General features: G+C 65.7%; 23 protein-coding genes and 1 pseudogene. 15 read left to right on the forward strand and 9 right to left on the reverse strand.

Features of this window, described 5'->3' with window-relative positions:
* Nucleotides 1–22: 22 nt before the first annotated feature.
* From WS64_RS24890 to WS64_RS24900, 3 genes are all read right to left on the reverse strand, one after another.
* Complete coding sequence (locus tag WS64_RS24890; protein WP_060968584.1) at nucleotides 23–1,039, reverse strand: hypothetical protein; 1,017 nt, start codon at nucleotides 1,037–1,039, stop codon at nucleotides 23–25.
* A 137-nt stretch (nucleotides 1,040–1,176) separates the two neighbouring features.
* Nucleotides 1,177–2,004, reverse strand: a complete 828-nt coding sequence (locus WS64_RS24895) for a hypothetical protein (protein WP_059581218.1) — start codon at nucleotides 2,002–2,004, stop codon at nucleotides 1,177–1,179.
* Nucleotides 2,005–2,132: 128 nt separating this feature from the next.
* On the reverse strand, nucleotides 2,133–2,720 hold the full coding sequence (locus WS64_RS24900; RefSeq protein WP_059644760.1) for a tetratricopeptide repeat protein: 588 nt from the start codon (nucleotides 2,718–2,720) through the stop codon (nucleotides 2,133–2,135).
* A gap of 361 nt (nucleotides 2,721–3,081) precedes the next feature.
* Here WS64_RS24900 and WS64_RS24905 point away from each other — a divergent pair, with 361 nt between their 5' ends.
* The 3 genes from WS64_RS24905 to atsR are packed head-to-tail and all read left to right on the forward strand — an operon-like array spanning nucleotide 3,082 to nucleotide 6,328.
* A complete protein-coding gene (locus WS64_RS24905) occupies nucleotides 3,082–3,954 on the forward strand; it encodes a response regulator (protein ID WP_059576173.1) in 873 nt (290 codons plus the stop codon).
* A gap of 48 nt (nucleotides 3,955–4,002) precedes the next feature.
* The gene (locus WS64_RS24910) at nucleotides 4,003–4,506 is read left to right on the forward strand and encodes a putative pterin-binding protein (protein WP_060968018.1); all 504 of its coding nucleotides are present in this window, start codon (nucleotides 4,003–4,005) and stop codon (nucleotides 4,504–4,506) included.
* Nucleotide 4,507: 1 nt separating this feature from the next.
* Nucleotides 4,508–6,328 carry a hybrid sensor histidine kinase/response regulator AtsR gene (gene atsR / locus WS64_RS24915; RefSeq protein WP_060968019.1) on the forward strand — a complete coding sequence of 607 codons (1,821 nt, stop codon included), beginning with the start codon at nucleotides 4,508–4,510 and terminating at the stop codon, nucleotides 6,326–6,328.
* Nucleotides 6,329–6,394: 66 nt separating this feature from the next.
* On the opposite strand, the gene WS64_RS24920 is transcribed toward atsR, so the two are convergent.
* Together WS64_RS24920 and WS64_RS24925 are read right to left on the reverse strand one after the other, a co-directional pair.
* Nucleotides 6,395–6,814 (reverse strand): secondary thiamine-phosphate synthase enzyme YjbQ, encoded by a 420-nt coding sequence (locus WS64_RS24920; RefSeq protein ID WP_059638867.1) that lies wholly within the window; start codon nucleotides 6,812–6,814, stop codon nucleotides 6,395–6,397.
* 10 nt (nucleotides 6,815–6,824) lie between these two features.
* The gene (locus WS64_RS24925; protein ID WP_059576186.1) at nucleotides 6,825–7,151 is read right to left on the reverse strand and encodes a thioredoxin family protein; all 327 of its coding nucleotides are present in this window, start codon (nucleotides 7,149–7,151) and stop codon (nucleotides 6,825–6,827) included.
* Between the two features lie 232 nt (nucleotides 7,152–7,383).
* On the opposite strand from WS64_RS24925, the gene WS64_RS24930 reads away from it, so the two are divergent.
* The 7 genes and pseudogenes from WS64_RS24930 (at nucleotide 7,384) to WS64_RS24955 (ending at nucleotide 11,276) form a co-directional block, all read left to right on the forward strand.
* Nucleotides 7,384–8,088, forward strand: a complete 705-nt coding sequence (locus WS64_RS24930) for a flavin reductase family protein (protein ID WP_060968020.1) — start codon at nucleotides 7,384–7,386, stop codon at nucleotides 8,086–8,088.
* A pseudogene (locus tag WS64_RS24935) lies at nucleotides 8,087–8,317 on the forward strand (MFS transporter); the annotation flags it as partial. The gene WS64_RS24930 and the pseudogene WS64_RS24935, both read left to right, overlap by 2 nt.
* 53 nt (nucleotides 8,318–8,370) lie before the next feature.
* Nucleotides 8,371–8,703: a DUF2322 family protein gene (locus WS64_RS24940; protein WP_059576195.1), complete on the forward strand. Its 333-nt coding sequence runs from the start codon at nucleotides 8,371–8,373 to the stop codon at nucleotides 8,701–8,703.
* Nucleotides 8,704–8,809: 106 nt separating this feature from the next.
* On the forward strand, nucleotides 8,810–9,679 hold the full coding sequence (locus tag WS64_RS24945; protein WP_060968022.1) for a PASTA domain-containing protein: 870 nt from the start codon (nucleotides 8,810–8,812) through the stop codon (nucleotides 9,677–9,679).
* 134 nt (nucleotides 9,680–9,813) lie between these two features.
* Complete coding sequence (locus tag WS64_RS24950) at nucleotides 9,814–10,446, forward strand: LysE family translocator (protein WP_059576201.1); 633 nt, start codon at nucleotides 9,814–9,816, stop codon at nucleotides 10,444–10,446.
* A 277-nt stretch (nucleotides 10,447–10,723) separates the two neighbouring features.
* Nucleotides 10,724–11,002: a type II toxin-antitoxin system RelE/ParE family toxin gene (locus tag WS64_RS33495; RefSeq protein ID WP_322111790.1), complete on the forward strand. Its 279-nt coding sequence runs from the start codon at nucleotides 10,724–10,726 to the stop codon at nucleotides 11,000–11,002.
* The gene (locus tag WS64_RS24955) at nucleotides 10,989–11,276 is read left to right on the forward strand and encodes a helix-turn-helix domain-containing protein (protein WP_060314794.1); all 288 of its coding nucleotides are present in this window, start codon (nucleotides 10,989–10,991) and stop codon (nucleotides 11,274–11,276) included. Before WS64_RS33495 ends, WS64_RS24955 begins: the two co-directional genes overlap by 14 nt.
* Before the next feature lie 72 nt (nucleotides 11,277–11,348).
* Here the strand turns inward: WS64_RS24955 and WS64_RS24960 are convergent, their stop codons facing one another.
* The gene (locus WS64_RS24960; protein WP_059576210.1) at nucleotides 11,349–11,918 is read right to left on the reverse strand and encodes a hypothetical protein; all 570 of its coding nucleotides are present in this window, start codon (nucleotides 11,916–11,918) and stop codon (nucleotides 11,349–11,351) included.
* A 226-nt stretch (nucleotides 11,919–12,144) separates the two neighbouring features.
* The gene (locus tag WS64_RS24965; protein ID WP_006486309.1) at nucleotides 12,145–12,603 is read right to left on the reverse strand and encodes an Lrp/AsnC family transcriptional regulator; all 459 of its coding nucleotides are present in this window, start codon (nucleotides 12,601–12,603) and stop codon (nucleotides 12,145–12,147) included.
* A gap of 125 nt (nucleotides 12,604–12,728) precedes the next feature.
* Between WS64_RS24965 and WS64_RS24970 the strand changes: the two genes are divergently transcribed.
* Both WS64_RS24970 and WS64_RS24975 read left to right on the forward strand, forming a co-directional pair.
* Nucleotides 12,729–13,463 (forward strand): AzlC family ABC transporter permease, encoded by a 735-nt coding sequence (locus WS64_RS24970; protein WP_059576213.1) that lies wholly within the window; start codon nucleotides 12,729–12,731, stop codon nucleotides 13,461–13,463.
* The gene (locus WS64_RS24975) at nucleotides 13,456–13,764 is read left to right on the forward strand and encodes an AzlD family protein (protein ID WP_059237885.1); all 309 of its coding nucleotides are present in this window, start codon (nucleotides 13,456–13,458) and stop codon (nucleotides 13,762–13,764) included. Before WS64_RS24970 ends, WS64_RS24975 begins: the two co-directional genes overlap by 8 nt.
* Here WS64_RS24975 and WS64_RS24980 read toward each other — a convergent pair.
* A complete protein-coding gene (locus tag WS64_RS24980) occupies nucleotides 13,749–14,021 on the reverse strand; it encodes a hypothetical protein (RefSeq protein ID WP_060968023.1) in 273 nt (90 codons plus the stop codon). The two genes, WS64_RS24975 and WS64_RS24980, sit on opposite strands and share 16 nt — an antisense overlap.
* 155 nt (nucleotides 14,022–14,176) lie before the next feature.
* Nucleotides 14,177–14,761: a fimbrial protein gene (locus WS64_RS33500; RefSeq protein WP_155720471.1), complete on the reverse strand. Its 585-nt coding sequence runs from the start codon at nucleotides 14,759–14,761 to the stop codon at nucleotides 14,177–14,179.
* A 337-nt stretch (nucleotides 14,762–15,098) separates the two neighbouring features.
* On the opposite strand from WS64_RS33500, the gene WS64_RS24990 reads away from it, so the two are divergent.
* The 3 genes from WS64_RS24990 (at nucleotide 15,099) to WS64_RS25000 (ending at nucleotide 19,327) form a co-directional block, all read left to right on the forward strand.
* Entirely contained in the window at nucleotides 15,099–15,659 is a 561-nt protein-coding gene (locus WS64_RS24990; RefSeq protein ID WP_060968025.1) for a fimbrial protein, read from the forward strand.
* 113 nt (nucleotides 15,660–15,772) lie between these two features.
* Nucleotides 15,773–16,513 carry a fimbrial biogenesis chaperone gene (locus tag WS64_RS24995; RefSeq protein WP_059638857.1) on the forward strand — a complete coding sequence of 247 codons (741 nt, stop codon included), beginning with the start codon at nucleotides 15,773–15,775 and terminating at the stop codon, nucleotides 16,511–16,513.
* Between the two features lie 210 nt (nucleotides 16,514–16,723).
* Nucleotides 16,724–19,327, forward strand: a complete 2,604-nt coding sequence (locus tag WS64_RS25000) for a fimbria/pilus outer membrane usher protein (RefSeq protein WP_060968026.1) — start codon at nucleotides 16,724–16,726, stop codon at nucleotides 19,325–19,327.
* Nucleotides 19,328–19,401 lie beyond the last annotated feature (74 nt).

The raw sequence follows: 19,401 nt of genomic DNA on the forward strand, positions 1-19,401 counted from the left end.
CGCCCGCGCCGAACGCGCCCGCTCAGTTCTGCGTGAGCGGATTCAGCGTCGTGCACAGGAAGCCCGTGCAGTTCTTCGGCGCGAAATAGAACGACGCCATCACCGGCGGCACGGTGGTGCCGAGCGCGATGTCGCTCAGATACGCCGAGCCCTGCGCGCCGAACGTGTTCGCCTGCTGCACGAAGTTCGCGCCGGTCGACTGGATCGCGGCCGACTGGTACGTGAAGGTCGGCGACTGCGTCTGGTCCTTCACGTAGACCCACGAGATCGCCGTGCCGAACGCCATCGCGCCCTTCGCGCGGTAGCCTTTCGCGCCTTCGCTGTTGGCCTGCGCGATGAAGTCGCCGACCGTCGACGTCGGCGCCAGCGCGTCGTACGTATAGGTTGCGTTCGACGCGTTGTTCTTCATGTAGACGTTCGCCTGCACGGCCCCGACCATCAGCGGGCCGACGAACCAGTAGCCCGACTGGCCCTGGCCGTTCGCCTGTGTGAGGAACGCGTTCGCATCGGCCGGCAGCCCGGTCGTCGTGTACGTGTAGGTGGCCGACGAGCCACCGTCCTTGCGATAGAGATCGCCGTACGTGAGCGGCCCTTCGTAGCGGTAGCCGCTCGCCCCTTGCGCGTTGGCCGTATTGACGAAGGACGTCATGTCGGCCGGCGCCGTCTGCAACTGATACGTGTAGGTCTGCGCGGTGCCGTCGTTCACGAAGATCGACTGCGTTCCGCCATTGCCCGCAGCGTAGAAGTAGTCGCCCAGATAGCGATAGCCCTTCGCGCCTTCGTTGTTGACCAGCGTCAGGAAACTGGCCCGATCGGCCGCGACAGGCTGCGCCTCGTAGCGCCAGGTCAGCGTGCCGCCGCCCGAGCCGCCCGAGCCGCCGTTGCCGCCGGAACCCGCGCCGCCCGTCCCGCCGCTGCCGCCGCTGCCGCCGTTGTTGGTCGTCCCCGAACCGCCGGACGACGCGGGAGACGAATTGTCGTCGCCGCCGCAAGCGGTCAGCGCGAGGCAGGTCAATGCGATCAGTGCAACGGCTTTCATCGGAATCACCTTTCAAACGAGCGGGACGAACGACGCCCGTACGCGCGGATCACACCGCACGCACCGACCATCACGAATCAGGAATCAGGAATCGGGGCTCGACAGGCGGCCGGCGGCATCCCGCCGGCCCGTCGGCGTCAGTTGACCTGAAGCTGGCCACCGCGGCCCAGGCCGCCCTTCACGTCCTGCGCCTTGTAGCTGCGCAGCGCGACGACCATCTTGTTCCACGCGTCGATGAACGCGACGACCGTCGCCTTGCCTTCCGGCGTCGTCGAGAAACCGGCCAGCCCGCCGCCCACCCCGCCGCCGAGGCCGCCCAGCGCCGCGCCGTAGTTCGTCGCCGTCGAGCTGCCTTCCGACGCCGCGATCTGCACCGCCGAGCGCACGTCGAACAGCGTCAGCGTGACCACCGACGCCTTCGTCTGCAGGTGCCCCGCCACCGCCGCCACCGCGCTGTTGCCGATCAGCCCGCCGATCATGCTGCCGATCCCGCCGATCGGCGAATCGTTGATCACGATCTGCGGCTCCATGTAGTAGTCGGCCGCCACACGCTGGCCCTTCTGCTGCTTCGAGCCCGCGCGATATTCGCCCGAGTTGCGTTGCAGTTGCGTGATGCGCGACAGGCGCGCGTCGCTCTTCTGGTTGCCGATCGACGTGATCACGAAGCAGTTCGACTGCTGCACGGCCAGCCGCAGCAGCGGGTCGATGCTCGTCACCTTCGTCGCGCTGCCGAACGGGCCCCACCAGTCGGCGTTGCGGCCGTCGTCGACCGCGATCGTGCCCAGCGGCGACGCGCAGCGCTGCAACTGCGAATCGGCGCCGGCGCTCGCGCCGCCGGCCGCCGCGCCCGTCACCCCGGCGTTCTGCCCGCCGGGCGTCACCATGCCGCCGCACCCCGCGACGGACGCGCCAAGCGCTGCAACCAGCGCACCTTGAATCAGACGTTGGGAAAGGTTGGTCTTCATGTCGTTGTCGATCGATTAGAGTCGTTGTTCGGCTTATGGGTCCGTGCGAACTTAGATAAGCCCCCCGGCGTGGCGCGCGATGGTGGTCTCCCCGCGGCTGCCCCCGTTGCTTCAGGCCCGATGCCCGGTCAGTAGTACCAGTACGTCTGCTGCCAGACGCCGTAGTACGGATAGCCCGAGTACCAGTAGCCGTAATAGACGTCACGCCACTGCGTGCGCCATTTCCAGTCTTCTTCGTCTTCCTTCTTCGCCTTGCGCGCGAGATCGAGCAGCTTTTTCGATTCCTTGTCGCCGCGGCCGGCCGCGATCGACAGCCACTTCTCCGCTTCGCGCGCATCGGAGCCCATTTCCTCGAGGCCGAACAGGTAGAAACTGCCGAGCGCCTTCTGCGCGTTCAGGTCGCCGCGTTCGGCGGCCTCGCGCATCCACTTGAGGGCCTGGTAGCTGTCCTGGCGCACGCCGTCGCCGCGGAAATAGCGCAGGCCGAGGTCGTAGGCGGCCTTCGGCTGGGTCTTCGCGGTTTGCTTGAGCGCGGCGATGCGCGGATCTTCCCGGTCGTCCGCATCGTCCCTTTTTTGATAGGAGACCTGATCTTTAGGGCGATCGGAACACCCCGTGTCGTCGCAGATCCGTACCGTGCTGCTGGTGATGGACGGATCCTGCGCGCAGGCGGCCAACAGCAACAGCAGCCCCGGTGCGAGTAAACGGCGATACATGGGTACTATCCTCAGGTTCTTATTGGCACCGCAATGCTTCGAGCTATCCACCCCGCGAGCTCGTACCCGGTTGCGTGCGGCGCACCGGATACAATTCCATCCGCCAACGCCGACACGCATCCCAAGGCTCTCTCAGGTTCTCTCTTCGAATCGTTCCGTCACTGTTTATTGCCGCCGCTTTTCGCCGCCCGACCATGGCCGGCTTCGACCTCCAAACATGACGCGACAAACAATAGTGACGTGGTGAGCAATAATAATGGAGAAAAATGGCATGTCAAGTTCCATCGCGCGTTTAAAGTTTGCGTGACGCGTCAGCTTTGATATGCTCTTCCTCGCCAAAACCCTTGGAGACCCCCTCGAGATGTCCACCACCGAGCAGGCCAACGTCGATCTCATCACCGCCAACAAGGTGCGCGATCTCCTGAACCGGAACGGCATTCCGCCGCGAAGTCACAACACGACGATCGCGAACGTGCTCGGCCTGAGCTTCTCGGTCGTCACGCGCAAGATGAAAGGCCTGATCCCGTGGAACCTGTCGCAGTTGCAGGACATCGCGACGCACTTCGGCGTGCCGCCCGCGATCCTGCTCGACGACAAGGGCATGCAGCCGGCCGCGCCCGAGATGATCGACGCGACGTTCGTGATCGAATCGAAGCGCTTGCGCTGCCGCGCCGCGATCTCGACGAAGGCCACCAGCCAGATCGAAACGGATTTCGTCGCGCTGCAGTGGCAGGGCGAATGGATCGTCACCGAGCGCGCGCACGCGCGCGAGGGCCGCACGTATCCGGTCGACGTGATCGAGCTGCGCTCGGCGCAGCCGAACGTGTATGCCGCGCGGATCGCCGTGGTCGACGATTCGCACGACGTCGCCGAAACGGTCTGTGAATATTTCATCGAGAAAGGCGTGAACGCGATCCCGTACTTCGACGGCGCGAGCTTCCGCAAGGCGCTGGAAGTCGAGGATTTCGACGGCTACATCCTCGACTGGATGCTCGGCGACCAGACGGCCGCCGAACTCGTGCGCGGCATCCGCTCGAGCGAGAACAGCGGCGCGCCGATCTTCCTGCTGACCGGCAAGATCTCGACCGGCGAAGCGAGCGAGGACGAGATCGCGCACATCGTGTCGCACTACAACGCGCGCTGCGAGGAAAAGCCGGTGCGCCTGCCGATCCTGTTCGCGGAAGTCGCGCGCGAACTGAAGCTCACGCTGCCGGGCGCGGCCGCCGCGAACTGAAGCCGGAGCGACACACCACCACACGAACCACCAGACCGAGGGAAAGACATGCGCGTTTCAACCATCTGGATCAAGACCGTGCTCGCCGCCTGCGTGCTCGGAATGGCCGCCGCGGCATGGGCCGCGTCGTCGTTCACGTTCACCGTCGACGGCAAGATCAGCAAGAGCAATCAGCAGGGGAAAACGGCCTACGTCTTTTCCGAGCCGGCGCTGATGGCGCTGCCGCAGCATACGATCGTCACGTCGACGAGCTGGACGCCGAAGGCGACCTTCACCGGCCCGCGCCTGTCCGACGTGCTGAAGACGGTCGGCGCGCAGGGTACGCAGATCGAATTCCACTGCATCGACGAATACACGTTCACGATTCCCGTTTCCGATGCCGACAAGTACGGCGTGATCCTCGCGCGGACGATGAACGGCAAGGTGCTCGGCAACGACAACTACGGCCCGCTGTGGATCATGTATCCGCGCGATCAGTATCCCGACGAGTTGAAGACGCCGCTCGGCGAAGCCAAATTCGCGTGGCAGATCATCGGCCTGACCGTGAAGTGACATGACGCGGCGGCGCTGGAGAAACAGAAAGATCATCCTGATCCTCGGCTCGCTGTGGATCGCGGGGTTCACCGCATGGGCGTTCCTGCTGTGGGATCTCCTCGCCACCTCGGTCAACGAGGGCGTGCTCGAGGGGCCGCGCGAAGGCGTGTTCTGGACCGCCGCGCAATACCGCAACGTCTATACGCGCTTCGACCGGCAGCTGATTCTCTACGCGACGCGCGAGGACGACGATTTCGATCACGTGCAGATGCAGCTCGACAGCCTGTCGGTGTCGTTCGGGTTCCTGCAGCGGCCGTCGGAAGTGTCCCGATACTGGCTGCGCATCCCGCGCGCGCGCAACGAGATCGACGCGCTCGGCGAATTCATGACGCGCCTGAAGCGCGAGGTGCCGCTGCTGCGCGACGCGCCGAAGCAGGCGCATCAGGTGATCGACGAAGTCAATGCGTACTGGCCGAAGGTCAACGGCCTCGCGAACTACTTCCGCGCGATCGAAATGGCGCAGCGCGACTTCACGTTCCATCAATTGAAGGAAAAGCAGCGCGCGATCCTGATCCTCGGCATCGTGCTCGGCGTGATCCTGTGCGCGCTGTTCCTGCTGCTGTTCTATACGATGCGTACGCGCGACGACCTGCTGGCGCGGCAAAACGCGGCGCTCGATGCGGAACGCAAGGCGTCCGACCGCGCGTTCGAGATGATCGAAGCGAAGAACGCGTTCCTCGGGATGGTCAGCCACGAACTGCGCACGCCGCTGCAGGCGATCTGCGGATCGATCGAGATCCTGCTGGCACGCCCGCAGTCCGACGCGAACCTGAAGACGATCCGGCGGCTGCAGAATTCCGCACTGTCGCTGGAAGCGCTCGTCAAGGACCTCACCGACTACATCAAGCTGCGCTCGACGAAACGCGTCGCCGAACTGGATACCGTCGGCATCGCGCCGCTGCTCGCCGAAGTGCTCGAACCGCTGCGCGGGAAGATCGCGGCCAAGCGGATCGCGGTCACGCAGCTCGTCGAGCCGCCCGGCCTCGCGATCCGCTCCGATCGCAAGCTGCTGCGGCAGGTGCTGTCGAACCTGATCGAGAACTCGGTCAAGTACACGGTCGGCGGCTCGATCACGGTGGCGATCACGCTCGCGGACGCGCCGGCCGGCGAGCAGGTGCGGATCGCCGTGCGCGACACCGGCGCCGGCATCGCGAAGCAGCATCTGCCGAAGATCTTCGAGCCGTTCTATCGCGCGAACGACGCGGTCGGGCTGCACGTGGACGGGATCGGCATGGGGCTCGCGGTCGTGCGCGAAATCGTGACGACGCTGCGCGGGCATGTGGACGTGCGCAGCGTGGTCGGCGAAGGCAGCGAGTTCGTCGTGACGCTGCCGGTCGAAGCACCCGGCGTCGAACCGGCCGGCAACGCAGCCGGGGACGCGCCCGCGCTGCCGCCCGTGCTACCGCACCGCGACTGGCGCGCGCTGGTGGTCGACGACAACGACAACGCGCGCGAAACGCTCGGCGCGATGCTGTCCGCGCTCGGTATCGAGGCCGACCTGTGCGGCACCGGGCAGGAGGGCGTCGCGCGCTTCGGTACGGGGCGCTACGATCTCGTCGTGCTCGATCTCGAACTGCCGGACCTGAGCGGATTCGACGTGGCGCGGCGCATTCGCGCGGTGGCGCAACCCGACGGCGACGGCCGGCATCCGGCGATCCTCGGCGTCAGCGCGTATGAATCGGCCGCGTTGCGCGAGAACAAGCGGGTGTTCGACGCGTTCCTGCCGAAGCCCGTCCACCTGCGCGAACTCGGCGCGCTCGTCGAGAAGCTGCTCGCCTGAGCCGCGCGCCGGCGCGGCATCGCGCGCTTCCCGCTTGCCCGGCCACTCGCCTGCTCGCCTGCTCGCCTACTCGCCGATCAGATGCAGCACGATGTCGCGCCGGTGCGCCGCGCGGCGATGCTCGAACACGTAAATCCCCTGCCACGTGCCGAGCACCATGCGCCCATGCTCGACCGGAATCGACAGCTGCACCTGCGTCAGCGCCGTGCGCAGATGCGCGGGCATGTCGTCGGTGCCTTCGGTATCGTGCTCGTAACGCGTGTCGTCCTCGGGCGCGAGCGTCGCGAAATAGCGTTCGATATCGCGCTGCACCGACGGATCCGCGTTCTCCTGGATCAGCAGCGACGCCGACGTATGGCGGCAGAACACGGTGAGCAGGCCGGTGCGGATCGCCTGCTGATCGACGAACGCGCGTACCTGCGGCGTGACTTCGACGAGGCCGCTGCCGCGCGTATCGACGCCGATGTGCGTGATGGCCTGTTGCATCGCCGTGACCTCAGGCCAGCGCGGCGAAGCCGTCGGCTTCGATCTGCTTCGCGTCGGTGGGGCGAACGACGCGCGCGACTTCGACCCCGTCGCGCAGGAATACCAGCGTCGGCCACAGCTTCACGCCGAACGAACGGCCGAGCGGACGGCCGGGGCCGTCCTCGATCTTCAGGTGCCGCACGGCAGGATGCGCGGCGAACGACGCCGTGATCGCGGGCTGCGCGCCTGCGCAGATCCCGCACCAGTTCGCGCCGAATTCGATGACGGTTGCGCCGCCCAGTGCGTCGACTTCCGCGCGGGTCGGCGCGTTGGCGGTGTAGCGTTGCTCGGTGTCCATCGGGCCCTCGTGTACGTTGGCGAAACGTGACCGCGCGCGCCGGCGTGAGGCAGGCGCGCGCGGCCTTCGATTTCCTACTGTAGCGGAAAAGCCCGGCCGCTGCCGGTGTCGGCCCGGCGCGGTACCCGTGCCCCTTTGCGCACCCTTCGGAATGACACGACAAGAATCGGAGCGCCGCGCCGCCGCGACAGGATCAGCATGCGGACTAATCCCGTCACCGAAGGACTCGACCATGAACGCGCCGCATTGCGTCACCGAACCGAACATCCTCTACTTCGGCACGCCCGTCGTGCTGGTCAGCACGCTCAACGAAAACGGCACGGCCAATCTCGCGCCGATCTCGTCCGCGTTCTGGCTCGGCTGGCGCGGCGTGCTCGGCATCGCCGCCAGTTCGCAGACAACACGCAACCTGCTGCGCACCGGCGAATGCGTGCTGAACCTGCCGTCGTCGGCGCAGGCGGACGCCGTGGACCGGATCGCGCGCACGACGGGCACGTATCCGGTGCCCGACGGCAAGCGCGCGAAAGGCTACGCATTCGAACCCGACAAGTTCGGCACGGCCGGGCTCACCGAGGCCGCGTCGCAAACCGTCGCGCCGCCACGCGCGCTCGAATGCCCGGTGCATCTGGAAGCGGTCGTCGCGGCCACGCACGGGATCGGCGACGACATGCCCGACCTGCGCGGCCGCATTCGTGTGTTCGAGGTGCGCATCCAGCGTGTGCACGTGCATCCCGACCTGCTGATGGACGGTCATCCGGACCGCATCGATCCCGACAAGTGGTCGCCGCTGATCATGAGCTTCCAAAAGTTCTACGGGCTCGCGCCCCGGCAGGTGCATGCGTCGCGGCTCGCCGAGATTCCCGAGCATGCGTATCGCAGCCCCGATATCGAGCGCTCGCGCGAGGCGGGCGTACTGACCGATACCGTGCGGTCATGACGCCGCACGCGCCGGCACGGCGGCATCGCTGATGAACGTGACGCGGATGACCGGCGCGGTATTCGGCGTGGCGATGCCGAGCGCGCTGTACGACGCGTGCGGCGGTGGTGCGACCGGGCTGCGAGTCGCGATGCTGACGGGCGGCACGCTGCAGCTCGCGGGCGCGGCGCTCGCGTGGCGCACGGCCGGCACCGGCGCGCGGGCCGGCGCGCCGGCGCCGATCGGATAAGATACGGCCGGCCACGCATCTGGGCCCATGACCGAACCGACGGAGTGTTTTCAGTGATTCAACCGACCGCAGTATTCAAGGACAACCTCGCGCAACTGCCGGCCATCGACGGCATCGCGCGCATCGATCTCGTCGGCGCGAACGGCGACGTGGTCGCGACCATCGAGAATCAGCCCGGCAAGCAGGGCTCGCTCGCGGTGTACCACTATCTGAAGCAGGCGTTCGGCACGCTCGACGCGAAAGCGGCCGAGCACGGCCTCGCGGTGTTCGCCGAGCATACGGCCGACGCGCGCAATCGTCCGGGCGCGCATCCGAACGTCGATCGCCTGCTGGCGATCGTCGCGGGCGGCGATGCGCTGCGCATCGACGTGGTCGCGAAGGGCTGAGCCCTTGGCGACGCGCGCGTGCCGCCTGGCGGTGCGCGCAACCGTGATGGACGGGCGGAAAAACGCGATTGCCGCGCCCGCCCCACGTTCCCCGGAGCCAGCCCGCATGTTCCTTTCCGTTGCCTCACCGCTCGCCCGCAATCTTGCTTCGATCGTTTCGATCGCGGTATTTGCCGGCGCCACGTTCGGCGGCACGGCATCGGCCGAGCCGCTGCGCACGGGCTCCGATATCGCCGGCGCGTCGCTCGTGCCGCTCGGCACGCTGCCGCACTCGCCTGAAAGCGGTGCGCTCGATCCGTTCTGCACGCAATATCGCGCGAAAACGACCACGGCCGCCGGCCGCGAAGTCGCGCAGCGCGACTGGATCGTGACGTCCGAGGCACCGCTCGGGCGCTACACGGTCGTGACCTTCGCAAGCGGATTCAACGCCGGCACGAGCGCGATCTGCTTCGCGCGCAACGGCAATATCGGCGTCTTCGACGGCACGACGCTCGTCGCGCTCGGCTACACCGCGCGCAAGGCCGGCTGGCAACTCGGCTCGGTCGATCGTCTGGAAAACGGCGCGCTGCTCGTCTGGGGCGGCGACGGCCCCGGCGCGCCCGTCGGCGAGTTGCACGCGGAAAGCGGCGGCCTGCGGCTGACCCGCGTCGCCGCCGAAAGTACGCACTGCAACGGCCGCGCGGTCGTGCCGAACGTGTATGGCAAGCCGCTCGACGCGGCACGCAAGATGCTGATCGCGCATGGCTGGCAGCCGCTGCGTCCGCGCGAAAAGCCGGATGCGGCGGATGGCGCTGCAACGCTCGCGAAGCACGGCATCGTCGAAGCCGAAGCGTGCTCGGGCACCGGCGTCGGGTATTGCGCGCTGCGCTACCGGAACGCGGCCGGCGTGCTCGGCGTGACCACGGTGGGTGGCGCGCCGGACAAGCCTTCCGAGAACACCGTGATCGACTATCAGGTTGCCTGCCGCAAACAGTGAGTGGCGTGCAGGCCGCGCACGCGCGATGCGTGCCGTCTGGCCATCGGGCCATCGTCCGTTCGCTCGATTGACCGGCCTCGGGCGCCCTCCTAAACTGACTTCCCTTCAACGCCGCACCGGCAAAAGGGGCCGCCATGATCGATCTCTCCACGCTCGCGCTGTTCTCCGGCGCGTGTCTCGCGCTCACCGCCACGCCCGGCCCGGACATGTTGCTGATCGCGTCCCGCAGCGTGAGCCAGGGCCGGCGCGCCGGCTTCGCGACGCTCGCGGGCATTCAGGCCGGCACCTACTGCCATGCGCTCGCCGCGGCGCTCGGGTTGTCGCAGCTCTTCGTCGCGGTGCCGCTCGCGTACGACGTCGTGCGCTTCGCTGGCGCCGCGTATCTGCTGTATCTCGCGTGGAAAACCTTCCGTTCGGATGCGACCGCGCTGTCGCCCGTCGCGTCGCAACGTCGCCACTCGACCGCGACGATCTTCCGCCAAGGGCTGACGACGAACCTGCTGAACCCGAAGATGGCGCTGTTCGTGCTCGCGCTGTTCCCGCAGTTCGTGCGGCCCGAACATGGCTCGATCGCCGTGCAGATTCTCGTGCTGGCGACGGTGCTCAACCTGATCGGGATCGTCGTGAACGGCGCGGTGATTCTCTCCGCGAGCCGGCTGAGCCAGCGGATCGGCGCACGCCGCCGGCCGTCGAAGGTGCCGCAGTATCTGCTCGGGTCGGTGTTCGTGGGGCTGGCGGCGCGGCTCGCGGTGGCGGGGCGGAACTAACCCCGTCGCGAATCCGTAGTACCCCACTCCACGCTGACACCGAGTCGCGCTGCTTCCCGGGCCCGAATTCCCGAGCGCGCTCGGTTCCGTGCATCGTCATCGATATCTCCGACCCAAGAAATACGGTCGCGAGCTCCCTCACGTGTGACCAACCGCCTGTGCCCGCCTCTGCGGCCGGTCACCGTTCTTGCCGTCACATAACATATTTGTTACGTTATCGACTCATGGTTACGAGATCCAGTTCTTCAACGACCGTGTAGCGGCGGGAGTCGCGTCGTTGCCGACAACGCTGCTTGCCCGGTACTTTGCACTCGCTGACCGGATGGAGCGGTACGGTCCGAATCTCGGGGAGCCTCACTCCCGAGCGATGGGAAACGGCCTGTACGAAATGCGATTGAAGGGCGCGGAAGGTATTGCCCGAGTGTTTTACTGCGCGATCGTCGAGCGGCGTATCGTCATGCTGCACTGTTTCGTGAAGAACACGCCAAGGGCACCTCTGAAGGAACTGGAAATCGCGCGTCGTCGATTGAAGGAGGTTCGAGATGGCAACGTATAGGGAACTACGTGAGCGGGCATTGGCCGACCCCGCGGTGCGCACGGAATACGAACGATTGAATCGCGAGGAATTCGCGCTGCTCGACGCGATGCTGGCTGCGCGGCGAGAGGCTGGCTTGTCGCAAGCCGACGTGGCGGAACGGATGGGCACGAAAGCGCCCGCCATTACGCGACTCGAGCGTGCGCTCGCAACGGGGCAGCATTCCCCGTCCGTCGATACACTGCGCAAGTATGCGGCGGCTTGCGGCAAGAGGCTCGTGATCTCGTTCGCCTGAATCACGCACGCTCAAAACGGTCGGCTTCCATGACGGATTCAATACCGGCATGGCGCGCGAGCGCCGACCCCGTCAGCGCGTCGCGCCCAGCGCCACGCGCAGCCGCTCCATCAACTGCGTGTAATGCTTCAGCACGTCGTCCTTCGGCACGACGTTCGCGGTCGCGAAACGCTCCGACCACGCCGGCTTCCATTCATACGAACCGTGCACGCTGCGGTCGCCGTCGGGCGCCTGGATCAGCGAGCGGATCCGCGCGTCGCGGCCCGGCCCCGTATGCATCTCGAACAGCGCATGGATGAACGTGTGATATGCGTCGTACACGTCGTCGTCGAACAGGTAGCGATAGATGTGGAACGTGCGGTCGAGGTCGCGCTTCGCGCGGATCACGTCGTCCGGCGAGATGTCCTTCCAGTAGCCGATCCACGTGTAGAAGCACAGCAGTGCATTGAGCTGCGGCGCGACCGTGTCGTACAGCGCCAGCCGCTTCTCGATCAGCCGCTGGTTGGTCCACTGCACGAGTTCGAGCCGCTTCAGCCGGCGCGCGACGAGCCAGCCGAGGCACGCGACCGACAACGGCGTCAGCACGCCGAGCACGAGCTTGACGATTTCCAGTGAATTCCACGGCGTATTGAATGGCTGCATGCAGGACTCGACAGGAAAAAACGCATCCGCACCGACGCACGACCCGGCGCGCCACGCCGCGCCGCTGGGCCGACTGCATCGGCATTGACCGTTAGTTGCTTGCACATCGAACAGTGCGCGATCGCACGGCTCATCCTGTGCGACGCGACCCACCCCATCAGTTTATCGGGCGATTGTCACCGCGCGATGACCGCGCATCGATGCGCCGCCACGCGCCCACTCCTTGCTAGGTCGGCAGCGCCGACGTGAGCTTGACCTTCTGCATCGGAATGTCGGTCTTCACGCTCAGCACGCCGGGAATGCGCGTCAGGTATTCCATCTGGAAGCGCCGGTAATCGTCGATGTCGGCCGCGACGACGCGCAGCAGGAAATCGCAGTCGCCGGCCATCAGGTGGCATTCGACGACTTCCGGCATTTGCTGGACGGCCTCGGCGAAACGGTTCACCGACTCCGCGTCCTGGCCCTTCAGCCATACGCGCGTGAAGATCGTCAGCCCCTTGCCGACCTTCGCGGGATTCAGCACGGCCACGTATTTCTCGATCACGCCTGCTTCCTCGAGGAGCCGCACGCGCCGCAGGCACGGCGACGGCGACAGCCCGACCTCGTGCGCGAGTTCCACGTTCTGCATGCGGCCGTCGCGCTGCAGCGCGCTCAGGATCCGGCGGTCGATAGCGTCAAGCTTCATTTGGCATCCAATTCCAAAAAATTCTCGCATTGCGCGTTCAATGCCAAATTCTGGGAAAAATCTGGCCACAACGCAACCCGATTCGAGTCAAAAAAGCAGACAATCCCTCCCCCGAAGGAGGAGTAATGAGCAGTAGCGTTTCAACGTCGTCCGGGCTTCGCGACAGGCCCGCCCATGTCGCCGAGATGGGTCGCGGTTTGCGCGCGGCGCTGCCCGTCATGCTTGGTTTCGTGCCGTTCGCGCTGGTGCTGGGCGCGCAGGCCGCGCAGAAAGGGCTGAGCCTGTTCGAGGTGCCGATGATGACGGGCCTGAACTTCGGCGGCGGCTCCGAATTCGCGGCGATCCATCTGTGGACGTCGCCGCCGCATATCGCGCTGATCGTCGCGATGTCGTTTCTCGTGAATTCGCGCCACATCCTGATGGGCGCCGCGTTCGAGCCTTATATCCGGCGCCTGCCGCGCCGCCGCGCGTTCGTCGCGCTGTTCTTCATGTGCGACGAGAGCTGGGCGATGTCGCTCGCCGACGCGCGCGAGCGCTCGGCCACCCACATCAGCGTGCCCTATTACGCGGGCATCTGCATGGGGCTCTATCTGACGTGGATCTCGATGACGACGCTCGGCGCGGCGGTCGGCCCGACGATCGGCAACGTCGAACAGTACGGCTTCGACATGGCGTTCACGGCCGTGTTTCTGGTGCTGCTGCGCGGGATGTGGAAAGGCGTGCGCGCCAGCCGCCCGTGGTTCGTGAGCCTCGTCGTCGCGGCAGCCACCCACCTCGCGCTGCCCGGTGCGTGGTATGTCGCGGCCGGCGCCTGCGCGGGGCTGATCGCCGCGCTGCTCTGGGAGCCGCGCGATGCCTGAGCTCCCGGATTTCAGCACGGTCGCGACGATCGTGCTAATGGCGTCTACCACCTACCTGTCGCGCATTCTCGGCTATGTGCTGCTGCGCAACCGCACGCTGAGCCCGCGGATGGCTTCGGTGATGGAGAACGTGCCCGGCTGCGTGCTGATTTCGGTGATCGCGCCGGCCTTCGTGTCGACGCGCCCCGCCGACCTGCTCGCGCTCGCGATCACGCTGCTCGCGGCGACGCGCCTGTCGATCCTGCCGACCGTCATCGTCGGCGTCGTGTCGGCCGGCCTGCTGCGCTACCTGCTCGGCTGAGCGGGGCCGGCCGGCCGCACCGGCAAGCGGGAGTCATACCAGCCTTGTTGCTTGCGCCCCGCCGCACTTCCCCTCTCATTGCCCTCCGCGAGGATCGTCTCGACGCGAGAAATCCGCCCGCTGTTCGACCGCGAGGAGTTCGGCGGCGCGGCCTGGAAGCACCGGAAGGCTGCGGTTTTGCTGATGTTGCGCCCGATGATCTGCACGCCGTAAGGATGGTGCATCACCATGATGCCGCCATTGCCGATCAGAGACATCACTCGTCGAATCGCACTTGGGCGAACTGACCGCCGCGCGGCTCAAGGACATCCTCAAGGACACAATCATGCAGCGCTTCGGGCAGTGATCCGCTTCAGGAATCCTGAACCGATATTCGCGCATTCGCGTTTCACCGCCACGACTTACTGGTAGCTCATCGTGAACGTTGCCCGCGCATCCGCACTTCCGGGCGCAATTTGTGAGCCGGTTTGCACGTAGCCGCGGTCAGCGGTACCGTCAAATTCGCTTGCCCTTGCGCAACCGTGCCCATTGGCCATTGATTGGCGTTGCCGACCGCGGCGGAATCCGGCCCGAAAGCCACCAGTGCGTCGCCCCTCATGATCTGGACACCAATCCCGGACGCCGTCGACTGCGGCGTCAACGATAGTGTCGTCGACGTATTGCTCGGCATGGTCGCATCGGTCAGCGTCATATAGGCATTGGTCACCGTCCCCGCGCGCCTCCCCGACCTAGACAGCGAGATCGCGAATGGACACGAGCCTACCGTCGCGCCGATGGCGTTGAAAGAACTCGCGCCGAACTTGCCCATCGGCATCGTGATCAACGGTGTCGCGGCCTTGCATGTCGGAACGCGGGGCGGGACCACGACAGGGGACGCGAATTGATACTCGACGAGTACCTGTCCGCTTACGTCATTCGCGCGGTACTGAGCGTACGCGCCGCTCAATACTCCGCCGGCAGTGACGGGTCCGGTTTTGACGAGTTCAACAGCCCCCATGACCGCTCTCCTTGTCGCAATCCTTGCCTGGATCATCGTTCGCGCCGGGAACGGCGCCGACGGATCGGGTTTCGCGCCGAAACGGTTGCCCGGCGCGGCGCCCCGGATTTAACAATTCATGCCGTTCACCTGAAGATTCCACTTGCATTCCACGAATTTGGTACTCGTACTATTTTGTTTTTCGTGATTTTGAACATCGTCCTATTCCGCGCCATGACCCGTATCCGGAAAATTTGTCACGAAATGTGCACACCGAGATTCATCGCAACGCACCCCGCGACGGCTCTCAAGTTCGCCTTTCATCATCACATCTCAATCACCGTTTGGAATTCGATTTATGAAAATCACGAAAAGCACTCATGCTCTTTCCTTGATCCTGGCTGCCGCCGGTCTCGCTGCCGCTTCGGCCGCGCACGCATCCGACGGCACGATCACGTTCACGGGCAGCGTCATTGCGTCGACCTGCAAGGTGACGAACGGCTCGGGCGGCAGCATTCCCGTGGCGCTGCCGAAAATCGGCTCGAACACGCTGGCCGAGGCAGGTAAAACGGCGGGCCGCACGCCGTTCTCCGTGACGCTGGAAGGCTGCACCGCCGGCGGCGCGAACCCGACGAAGGTCGGCGTGGTCTTCGAATCCGGCGCAAACGTCAACCAGACGACCGGCCGCCTGACGCTCGACGGTGGCGCGGACGCTGCGAAGAATGTCGAAATCAGCGTGCTGAACGACAAGCAAACGCCGATCAAGATCGGCGCGATGGGCGATCAGGGTGGTCAACTCGTCGATATCTCGGCAGACGGCAAGGCAACGCTGAACTACTTCGCCGAATACTACGCAACGGCCGCGGCCACCGCCGGCCAAGCCAACTCGAAGGTTCAGTACTCGCTGACTTACCAGTAATCCATCGCAACGGAACCCGAGGAGCTTTTCAAAAAAAATTCCCGGCCGGACTTCTTCCGGCTCCTCGGTGTTCCATCTGATAAGAACTACTACATATTTTTTCGGAGTTGCCCATGTTGTCCGCAAAGTATTTTTCGACGCTCGCACTATTTTCCTCCCTCGTCGCGTCCCCCGCCTGGGCCGACGTGGTGATTTCCGGGACGCGCGTGGTCTTTCCGGGCAATGACCGCGAGGTCACGGTCAAGCTGACGAACGAAGGCAAGGCGCCCGCCCTCGTGCAGGCGTGGCTCGACAAGGGCGACCCGAATGCGTCTCCCGACAATATCGACGTCCCGTTCACGCTGACGCCCGCGATGTTCCGGATGGAACCCGGCAAAGGACAGACGCTGCGCATGATCTATACGCGCGAACCGCTTCCGGCCGACAAGGAATCGCTGTTCTGGCTCAACGTGCTCGAAATCCCGCCCAAAGCGGCGACCGGAGACGACCGGAACCAGCTTCAGATCGCCTTCCGCTCGCGCATCAAGGTGATGTTCCGCCCGGAAGGCCTGACCGGCAACGCCAGCGCCGCGCCGAAGCAACTGAACTGGAGCCTCGTCAAGGCTGGCGAAGGGTATGCGCTGCAGGCCAGCAATCCGACGCCCTACGTCGTCAATCTGGGCAGCGTGTCGCTGAAGGCAGCCGGCCACAAATACGACGCGGGAATGGGATACGTGCTGCCCGGCGCGACGCAGCAGTTCCCGGTCAAGCAACTCGGTGCGCTTCCGTCGAGCGGCGCAACGGCCTCGTTCGGCAGTATCGACGACTGGGGTTCGTCGTCGGACAACGAGAGCCCCGTTTCGATCTCGCACTGACGCAATAACCGGCCGCACCGCGCGTTGCGGGTTCGACATCCGCAATCGCATCGCGCACTGCCGCGTCCCATCTTCGTCGGAGGCCCTGCCTCTCGAACGATACCGATTTCTCAGTTTGTAACGAACGCCGAGCGACGCCGCGACACGCGCAGCCCGAAATTGGCCGTGCGCGTGGCGCCGTGCGCCCGATCACGACAGGAGTAGCGGGGAATGACTTCGAATCGACATGTACGCGCGAACGTGCCCGACATGCCGCACCTCAAGCCGATCTACGTGCTGGTTCTGTCCTGCATTGGCGCGTGGTCGCAAAGCGCGCGTGCGGAAACGCCTCCGCAATCTCTGCCCGCGCCGATCCAGGTCGCGCAGACGGAGTTCGCCCAGGTCGAATTCGATCCCGGCTTCCTGAGCAACGGCGGCGGAACGCAGGTCGACCTGTCGCGCTATGCGCGCGGCAACGTCGCGCTGCCGGGCGAATATAGCGTCGACCTCTACGTCGGCACCGACTGGATCGGCCGGTACGACATCCCGTTCAAGGCCGCGCCCGGCACGCCGGACGCGCAGCCTTGCTTCGACGAAAAGATGCTGAAGCGCATCGGCGTCGACTTCCGCAAACTGTCGCCCGAACTCGTCGCGCAACTCGCCGTCGCGGGCGAATGCCGCCGCATCGGTCAAGTCATTCCGGAAGCGAGCGCCGCGTTCGATTTCAGCGAGCAGACGCTGACGTTGAGCATCCCGCAAGCGTCGCTCGCGCACCAGGCGCGCGGCTACGTGAGCCCCGACCAGTGGAGTTCGGGCGTGCCGGTCGCGATGCTCGGCTACAACTTCAACCTCTACGGCTCGAAGAACCGCGGCACCTCGACGCAGACGCAAGGGTATCTCGGCCTGAACGGCGGCGTGAACATCGGTAACTGGCACTTCCGCCACGACGGCTCGTATAGCTGGTCGTCGCAGGGGAGCAGCCAGTACAACGACATTTCCACCTACGCTCAGCGCGACCTCCCGTCGCTGTCGTCGCAGCTCGTGATCGGCGAAACCTATACGTCCGGCGACCTGTTCGACTCGACGCAGTTCCGCGGCGTGAGACTGTCGTCGGACGATCGCATGCTGCCCGATTCGCTGCGCGGGTACGCGCCGGTGGTGCGCGGTATCGCCAACACCAACGCGAAGGTCACGATTCGCCAGAACGGCGTGACGCTTTACGAGACGACCGTCGCGCCCGGTGCGTTCGAGATCAACGATCTCTATCCGACCGGCTATGGCGGCGACCTGCAGGTGTCCGTCACCGAAGCCGACGGCTCCGTGCATACGTTCTCGGTACCGTACGCGGCCGTTCCGATGTCGCTGCGGCCCGGCATCAGCCGTTACAGCTTTTCCGTCGGCTCGTTGCGCAATCCGCAGGGCAGCAGCCATCCGTTGTTCGCGCAGGCCACGTACCAGCGCGGCCTGACGAACCTCATCACGGGCTATGGCGGCGTGACGGCCGCGACCGGCTATGTGTCCGCGATGGTCGGCGCCGCGCTCAATACGTCGATCGGCGCGTTCGGTGCGGACATCACGCATGCGACCACATCGATCCCGGGCGTGAAGCGCTTCAACGGCTCGAGCATGCGGGTCAGCTATTCGAAGTCGATCGCGCAGACGAATACCGATATCGCGATCGCGGCGTACCGCTACTCGACGAGCGGCTACTTCGGCCTGAACGACGCGATGCGCACACGCGACACCGTGCGCGAGGGCGGGTTTATCGACTCGATCTGGCGTCAGCGCAATCGCGCGTCGCTGACCCTCAGTCAACGCCTCGGCGACAAGGGCGGCCAACTCAGCGTCACCGCATCGGCCTCCGATTACTGGAATCGCCAGGGCTCCGACACCAGCTATTCGGTCGGCTACAACAACGCGTACCGCAACATTTCGTACAACCTGTCGGCCGCGCGGCAGCGCAGCCAGGGCGGCGAAATGAGCACGCTGTACTACGTGAGCGTCACGATTCCGCTGGGCCGATCGCGGCCCACGACGGTGTCGGGCAGCGTCACGCACGATACCCGCGGCCGTACGCAGGTTCAGACGACGCTGTCGGATTCGCTCGGCGTCGACAATGCGCTGTCGTACAGCGTCAACGTGAACCACGCGTCCGATACCGGCAGTTCGAGCACCGACGGCGGCGGCAGCGCCACGTACCGTGCCCGCTTCGCGGAACTCAGCGCAAGCGCGAGCGCGAGCGGCGATTATCAGCAGGGGTCGATCGGCATCCGGGGCGCGGCGGTCGCGCATGGCGGCGGCATCACGCTGTCGCAGCCGCTGTCCGAAACGTTCGGCATCGTCGAAGCGCCGGGCGCTGCCGGCGCGCGCATCACGAATTCGTCGGGCGTGCGTGTCGACGGTCGCGGTTATGCGATCGTGCCGTATCTGACGCCTTACAACCTGAACACCGTCGAGCTCGACCCGAAGGGCATCTCGATGGATGTCGAGCTGAAGGAGACAAGCCAGCAGGTCGCGCCGCGCGCCGGCGCCGTGCCGCTGCTGAAGTTCGCGACCGACACGGGGCGCGCGATCGTCATCAAGGCGGGGCAGGCGAACGGCACGCCGCTGCCGTTCGGCGCGACCGTGTACGACCAGTCGGGCAAGGAACTCGGCGTGGTCGGCCAGGCAAGCAAGATCTTTGCGCGCGGGCTCGACGCCCACGGCGAACTCACCGTCAAGTGGGGCGACGATGCGAATTCGTCGTGCCGCATCTCCTACGATCTTCCGGTTCGACAGGGCAAGCACGGTGCGAACGGATATAGCCAGATCGCCGGCGTCTGCGCGAAACCTTGACCTGCGTGGTGCGGCCGCGTGCATTGCCCGGCGTGCAGTTCGTCCGCGATGCAGGCAGCGCCCGGCATGGACTG

This window comes from Burkholderia anthina (assembly GCF_001547525.1).
Taxonomy (GTDB): Bacteria; Pseudomonadota; Gammaproteobacteria; order Burkholderiales; family Burkholderiaceae; genus Burkholderia; species Burkholderia semiarida.